Annotated in this window: 7 protein-coding genes; 4 read left to right on the top strand and 3 right to left on the bottom strand. The window is 58.2% G+C overall.

What is annotated here, in order from left to right:
• Positions 1–493: 493 nt before the first annotated feature.
• Positions 494–1,210, bottom strand: coding sequence for an SIMPL domain-containing protein (locus tag WLY71_RS10970; RefSeq protein ID WP_347803556.1), 717 nt, complete (start codon positions 1,208–1,210; stop codon positions 494–496).
• 362 nt (positions 1,211–1,572) lie between these two features.
• Here WLY71_RS10970 and WLY71_RS10965 point away from each other — a divergent pair, with 362 nt between their 5' ends.
• Positions 1,573–2,835: an ATP-binding protein gene (locus WLY71_RS10965; RefSeq protein ID WP_095129467.1), complete on the top strand. Its 1,263-nt coding sequence runs from the start codon at positions 1,573–1,575 to the stop codon at positions 2,833–2,835.
• Positions 2,828–3,394: a response regulator transcription factor gene (locus tag WLY71_RS10960; protein ID WP_045061485.1), complete on the top strand. Its 567-nt coding sequence runs from the start codon at positions 2,828–2,830 to the stop codon at positions 3,392–3,394. Before WLY71_RS10965 ends, WLY71_RS10960 begins: the two co-directional genes overlap by 8 nt.
• A 72-nt stretch (positions 3,395–3,466) precedes the next feature.
• Here the strand turns inward: WLY71_RS10960 and WLY71_RS10955 are convergent, their stop codons facing one another.
• On the bottom strand, positions 3,467–3,805 hold the full coding sequence (locus WLY71_RS10955) for a hypothetical protein (protein WP_347803555.1): 339 nt from the start codon (positions 3,803–3,805) through the stop codon (positions 3,467–3,469).
• A 264-nt stretch (positions 3,806–4,069) separates the two neighbouring features.
• Between WLY71_RS10955 and WLY71_RS10950 the strand changes: the two genes are divergently transcribed.
• Both WLY71_RS10950 and WLY71_RS10945 read left to right on the top strand, forming a co-directional pair.
• Entirely contained in the window at positions 4,070–5,797 is a 1,728-nt protein-coding gene (locus WLY71_RS10950; protein WP_347803554.1) for an ABC transporter ATP-binding protein/permease, read from the top strand.
• A 115-nt stretch (positions 5,798–5,912) separates the two neighbouring features.
• Complete coding sequence (locus WLY71_RS10945; protein WP_046045828.1) at positions 5,913–6,662, top strand: FadR/GntR family transcriptional regulator; 750 nt, start codon at positions 5,913–5,915, stop codon at positions 6,660–6,662.
• On the opposite strand, the gene WLY71_RS10940 is transcribed toward WLY71_RS10945, so the two are convergent.
• Positions 6,659–6,868 carry a hypothetical protein gene (locus tag WLY71_RS10940; protein ID WP_347803553.1) on the bottom strand — a complete coding sequence of 70 codons (210 nt, stop codon included), beginning with the start codon at positions 6,866–6,868 and terminating at the stop codon, positions 6,659–6,661. The two genes, WLY71_RS10945 and WLY71_RS10940, sit on opposite strands and share 4 nt — an antisense overlap.
• Between the last annotated feature and the right edge of the window lie 18 nt (positions 6,869–6,886).

The following is a 6,886-nucleotide window of genomic DNA, read 5'->3' as shown; positions in this document are numbered from 1 at the left end:
GTGAATGGGGAGGGCGGGCGTGAATGAGATTGAGTTCTAGTTTGTTGGGTAGGTGTTTGTTGTTTAAAGAGTTGTTGTGTCTGTGGGGGCAGATTGTTCCGTTACTGTTTGTCAGTGGACATCTGTGGGTGATGCTTGGCTTTGGGATTTGGTGGGGGCTGCGTGGGCGTATTGGTAGTACCGGGGGTGCAACCTTTGCTGCTTGCGGTAGCGCTTTTGGCTTTTTTCCAAGTGTTGAGCGTTTGATAAGTCAAATGTTGGGAGCAAGCCAAATAGCCGACCAGTCTCTTTCAGGTGTACATATCCATTCCTGCGGTAACGGCCGCTTAGGGTTTTGCCCTTAACGGCGAGTCCCTTTTTGATCGTTCCCACGCTCCGCGTTCCGCTTTTTAAGCCTTCGGCAACTCCTACAGGGGGACTACGTGGGTTTTGGTCTGGCATAAAAAACGGCGATCACTTCGGTGATCGCCGTTTTTGTGTACGGGTTATCGAATCAAGGCATCAACACTTCAATCGAACCATCCGCCGTCATGCTGACCTGACTTGTACCAGCTTCGACTTCCGGCGTAACCGGCGCACCGTCCATGCTCGCCGCTTTCATCATCATCGGCCCACGCATGTACGGTTGTGGATAACCGTTGCTGTTCAAATTCAGGTTAACGATTTTATAACCCTTGCCACCCAACGCGTCGGTCGCCAATTGAGCACGGGCCTTGAAGGCTGTCACGGCTTCTTTAAGCAGCGCATCTTCGCTGGCCTGGCGGGTTGGTGTGGCGATGGCGAAGTCCATGCCACCCATTTTCAGGTCGGTGAGCAGTTCGCCGGTCAGTTTCGACAGCGCCGCGAAGTCGGAGCTTTCCAGGCGCAGTTCGGCGCGTTCGCGCCAGCCGGTGATTTTCTGGCCCTTGGTGTCGTAGATCGGGTAGCTGTTGCGGCTGCCCTGGCGCAGGGTGACTTCCTTGACCTGTTTGGCCTGGGCCAGCGCTTTGTTCATGGTGGTGCTGACGTCGGCGGCGAGTTTGGCCGGGTCGGTGTTTTGTTCTTCGGTGTAGAGGGTCACGATCATCAGGTCGCGGGCGACTTCCTGACTGACTTCGGCGCGCAGGGCGATCTGGTTGTAATGAAGTTCGTCGGCGGCCAGGGCCGGGAGGCTGGCGACGGTGCCAACGCTAAGGGCAAGAAGGGCGGCGCTGCGGCTGAAACTGTGCATGAAAACTCCTTGGACGGTGCGCAGGGGTTAAGGTCCGAGCCTGCGTGAAACCATCAGACTCTAGCTTTTATGATCCGGTTCGCACAGTTACAACTTCTATACAGATCGACGCGATCTCCTGTAGCAGCTGCCGAAGGCTGCGTTCGAGCGCGAAGCGGTCGCAATTGGGCTGACGCGTTTTGCATGACGGAATGAGGTCTCAGGTTTTACGCCCGCTTCGCGGCCGAACGCAGCCTTCGGCAGCTGCTACAAGGCTTTGTGTTGGCTGAAGGCCTGTGGCCGTTTGCCGCACTTTTGCCTGACTGCCCCCGTGCTTGGTTATACTCCGTGCGATCCGCCTGGAGCGCTCATCAGGAGAGCTCATGCTCGCCCCCGTTCAAATCACTTCCGCAACTCGCCAGAATCTCTGGCGGCTGACGTTTATCCGCACCTTGGTGTTGGCCGCTCAGGCCGGCTCCGTGGGCCTGGCGTACTGGCTCGACTTGCTGCCGCTGCCTTGGTTTCAACTGGCCGCGACCCTCGGTTGCTCAATGTTGCTGTGCGCGTTCACGGCGATTCGCTTGCGCACCTCATGGCCGGTTACCGAACTCGAATACGCCGTGCAACTGGCCTGCGACCTGTTTATCCACAGTGCCTTGCTGTATTTCTCCGGCGGCTCGACCAACCCCTTCGTCTCTTATTACCTGGTGCCGCTGACCATCGCCGCCGTGACGTTGCCGTGGCGTTATTCGGTGATTCTGTCCGGTATCGCGTTGACGATGTACACCTTGCTGCTGGCGCGCTTCTATCCGCTGCAAACCTTCCCGATCGCTCGTGAAAACCTGCAGGTTTACGGGATGTGGCTGAGTTTCGCCCTGGCCGCGGCGGTCATCACCTTCTTCGCTGCACGCATGGCCGAAGAGCTGCGCCGTCAGGAAGAACTGCGTGCCATCCGTCGCGAAGAGGGCCTGCGCGATCAACAACTGCTGGCCGTCGCCACCCAGGCCGCCGGTGCTGCCCATGAGCTGGGCACGCCGCTGGCGACCATGAGTGTGTTGCTCAAGGAAATGCGTCAGGACCATCACGACCCGATGTTGCAGGACGACCTGAGCGTGCTGCAGGATCAGGTCAAACTCTGCAAAGAAACCTTGCAGCAACTGGTGCGCGCCGCCGAGGCGAATCGTCGATTGGCCGTGGAGATGCAGGACGTCACCGATTGGCTCGACGAAGCCCTGAACCGCTGGCACCTGATGCGCCCGGAAGCCAGTTATCGTTTCCAGCGACTGGGCCAAGGCACCGTGCCGCGCATGGCACCGCCACCGGACCTGACCCAGGCGCTGCTGAATTTGCTCAACAACGCCGCCGACGCTTGCCCCGAAGGGTTGCAAGTGACGCTGGACTGGAATGCCGAGGACTTGACCATCAGCATTCGCGACCACGGCGCCGGTGTGCCGCTGGCCATCGCCGAGCAGATCGGCAAGCCGTTTTTTACCACCAAGGGCAAAGGTTTCGGCCTGGGCCTGTTTTTGAGCAAGGCCAGCGTGACACGCGCCGGCGGCTCAGTGAAACTCTACAGTCATGAGGAAGGCGGCACGCTCACCGAGCTGCGCCTGCCCCGTGTCGCCCGAGGAGACGAACATGAGTGACGATATCCAAGTCGAAGGCGAAGGCGAAGAACTGCCGCATTTGCTGCTGGTAGACGACGACGCAACTTTTACCCGGGTGATGGCCCGTGCCATGGCCCGCCGCGGCTTTCGCGTCAGCACCGCCGGTTCCGCCGAAGAAGGCCTGACCATCGCTCAGGCTGACCTGCCAGACTACGCCGCGCTGGACCTGAAAATGGACGGCGATTCCGGCCTGGTGCTGTTGCCCAAGCTGCTTGAGCTGGACCCGGAAATGCGCGTGGTAATCCTCACCGGTTACTCGAGCATCGCCACCGCCGTCGAGGCGATCAAGCGCGGCGCCTGCAATTACCTGTGCAAACCGGCGGACGCCGATGACGTGTTGGCCGCGCTGCTCTCCGAGCACGCCGACCTCGACACGCTGGTGCCGGAAAACCCGATGTCGGTGGATCGCCTGCAGTGGGAGCACATCCAGCGCGTGCTGACCGAGCACGAAGGCAACATCTCCGCTACTGCCCGCGCCCTGGGCATGCACCGCCGCACCTTGCAGCGCAAATTGCAGAAGCGCCCGGTTCGTCGTTGAGTTGTAGTTTTTTTGAGGGAGTGGCGAATAAACCATGCTCATGGAGTGTCGTTTATTCGCCCCTTTATGCCTCTACGGCAAGATCCGGACGGTCAATGGATCAGAGAGGTGTTCAACACCTTCGGATTTCATGTAGAACTTGATTTCGACTTCTCGATGGATGTGCGGGCGCATTTCGTTGATAGGCAAGTCGGCCTTTAATGCATTCGCTGATGATGTGTAGCCACTGTCCCATTTCTTGTCAGTCCCTAGAAAAACGGCTTGAAACTTGTATTCAGCACCTGGTGGCCATACACCCCCGGAGCCAATTCTGATCTCAGTGGTTTCACCTAACCCACTGAGGAAGAACGCTCCATTTTTTACGGCTGGCGCCTCTGGCATCGGGTATGTAGGCTTGGTTTTATTGTTCATCGAAATAGCTCCTTTGTATGCGTTTTAACCAGATTGCCCTGCGCACGTCATGGCGACGGGTTGCGATCAGTAGGCCCGAGATATCGCTACCTCTCTACTGTCATATCTGACAGTGGCGACCGGCGGCAACCAATTGGGGGTTACTTGTCAAAATGGCCTCAACGCTGAACCGCCCCTGAACAATTGTTGTCACACAGCGTTACAACACATGCCGATCATCTATGATCGGTTCGTGTGTGTTCTTTTCTTTATCGAGCCTTTTCCATGAATCAGAACGCTGAATATTCCGCGGTCAATGATGCTGTGCGCGGGCAGTTTTTTCGCAAAGTCTGGGCGATGACCACGCCTTACTGGCGCAGTGAAGAGAAGGGCAAGGCCTGGACGTTGCTGATCGCCGTGATCGCGCTGTCGCTGTTCAGTGTGGCGATTTCGGTGTGGATCAACAGTTGGTACAAGGATTTTTACAACGCCCTGCAAAAGAAGGACGAGGCAGCGTTCTGGCAGTTGATCCTGTATTTCTGCGGCATTGCGGCGGTGGCCATTCTCGGCGCGGTGTATCGGCTCTACCTGACCCAGATGCTGACCATCCGCTGGCGGGCCTGGCTCACCGAGAAGCATTTTACCCGTTGGCTCGCCAACAAGAATTACTACCAGCTGGAGCAGGGCGGTTACACCGATAACCCGGACCAGCGGATTTCCGAAGACCTCAATAAATTCACCACCAACACGTTGGGCCTGGGGCTCGGGTTGATTCGCAACATCGTCAGCCTCGTATCGTTCTCGATCATTCTGTGGGGCGTGTCGGGCAGTATCGAAGTGTTTGGTTTCACGATTCCCGGTTACATGTTCTGGTGCGCGCTGGTTTATGCCGCCGTCGCCAGTTGGCTGACGCATTTGATTGGCCGTCGCTTGATAGGCCTCAACAACAACCAGCAACGCTTCGAAGCCGACCTGCGTTTCTCCATGGTTCGGATTCGCGAGAATGCCGAAAGCATTGCGCTGTACAACGGCGAGCCTAATGAGAACCGCCGCTTGAGCAGCCGTTTCGGGATGGTCTGGCACAACTACTGGGACATCATGAAAGTGTCCAAGCGCCTGACCTTCTTCACTTCCGGTTATGAGCAGATCGCAGTCATCTTCCCGTTCATGGTCGCCGCGCCGCGTTACTTCACTGGCAAGATCGAGCTGGGTGAGCTGATGCAAATCAACTCGGCGTTCGCTAACGTCCAGGACAACTTCAGTTGGTTCATCACGGCGTACCAGGACCTTGCCGAATGGCGCGCCACCTGTGATCGTCTGCTCAGTTTCCGCCAGGCCATGACCGACAACGAAGAGCGTGCGCCGGCCATCGATGTACAGAATTCGGGGTCGGCGTTGAAGGTGCATAACCTTGGCCTCGACCTCGCTGACGGTCGTCACCTGCTGACCAACGCCGACATGACCGTGGAGGAGGGCGAGCGCGTCATGCTCAGCGGCCGCTCCGGCAGCGGTAAATCCACTTTGTTTCGAGCGATGGGGCACCTTTGGCCGGCTGGCCACGGCAGTATTCGTCTGCCGACGGGGCGTTATCTGTTCCTGCCGCAAAAACCGTATCTGCCGATTGGCAGCCTGCGTGAAGCGCTGAGTTATCCACAGTCGGGCGATACGTATCCGCACGAGCGCTACGTTCATGTGCTGGAAGCCTGCCGTTTGCCGCATCTCGTTGCCCGTCTGGACGAAGCCAATCACTGGCAGCGCATGTTGTCGCCGGGTGAGCAGCAACGTCTGGCCTTCGCTCGTGCGCTGCTTTACGCACCGCAATGGCTGTACATGGACGAAGCGACCTCGGCGATGGACGAGGAGGACGAAGCGTCGCTGTATCAGACCTTGATCGATGAGATTCCGGGCTTGAGCATTGTCAGCGTCGGGCATCGCAGCAGCCTGAAGCGCTTCCATCCACGGCATGTTCGTATCGAGAATGGCCATCTGGTGGACCAAGCCGTGACCGCGTAAACACCACAACCTCTGTAGGAGCAGCCTTCGGCAGCTCCTACGGGTCGGGGTGATCGTACAACCGCGTTGAGCTATGATGCGGTTTCAGCCGCAACTTTCGAGAAAGACGTTCACCATGGAAAACCCGATCGACGCACCACGCCTCCCTCGCAAGCGACGCAGCCTCGCTCAGGAACTGGTGACGGTGCTGTCCGAGCAGATCCGCGACGGTCACCTCAAGCGTGGCGACAAGTTGCCCACCGAGTCGGCGATCATGGATGCCCATGGCGTCAGCCGCACCGTGGTGCGCGAAGCGATTTCCCGTTTGCAGGCGGCAGGCCAGGTTGAAACCCGCCACGGCATCGGCACCTTCGTGCTCGACACCCCAAGCCCGAGCGGTTTCCGTATCGACCCTGCGACCGTGGTCACGCTGCGTGACGTGCTGGCGATTCTGGAACTGCGCATCAGCCTGGAAGTGGAATCCGCCGGCCTTGCCGCGCAACGCCGCAGCCCCGAGCAGTTGGCATTGATGCGAGCTGCGCTGGATGCATTGAATGAAAGTGTCTCCCATGCCAGCGATGCCGTGGCGTCCGACTTCCAGTTCCACCTGCAAATCGCCCTGGCGACCGGCAACCGCTATTTCACTGACATCATGACCCACCTGGGCACCAGCATCATTCCGCGCACACGCCTCAACTCCGCGCGCCTGGCCCATGACGATCAGCAGCACTACATGAATCGTCTGAGCCGTGAGCACGAAGAAATTTACGATGCAATTGCGCGCCAGGATTCGGATGCGGCGCGGGCAGCAATGCGCTTGCATCTGACGAACAGTCGGGAGCGGCTGCGCCATGCGCATGAAGAGGCGGAGGCGCAGCGGGGTTAAGGCTTAGGTTTATAAAGCTCGGTTTCAAGTGTGACGCGTTCGATCGGTTGATCGATTTCGAAAGGGATGGTCAGCGTTCTTTTGGTGACGATGTACTGCTCATCGAGACCTTCGAATTGCAGTACGTCCGTCGCATAAATAATGCCGTCGAACATGAAGTTCTGACGTTTGCCGATGGGATGCTTCAATGTATAGGTAATGTTCACGCTCTACTCCTGCGTCGT

The organism is Pseudomonas rossensis, assembly GCF_039888995.1.
GTDB lineage: Bacteria > Pseudomonadota > Gammaproteobacteria > Pseudomonadales > Pseudomonadaceae > Aquipseudomonas > Aquipseudomonas rossensis.
Note: the sequence above shows the minus strand (reverse complement) of the source record. Positions and strands in the feature narration are given on the sequence as shown.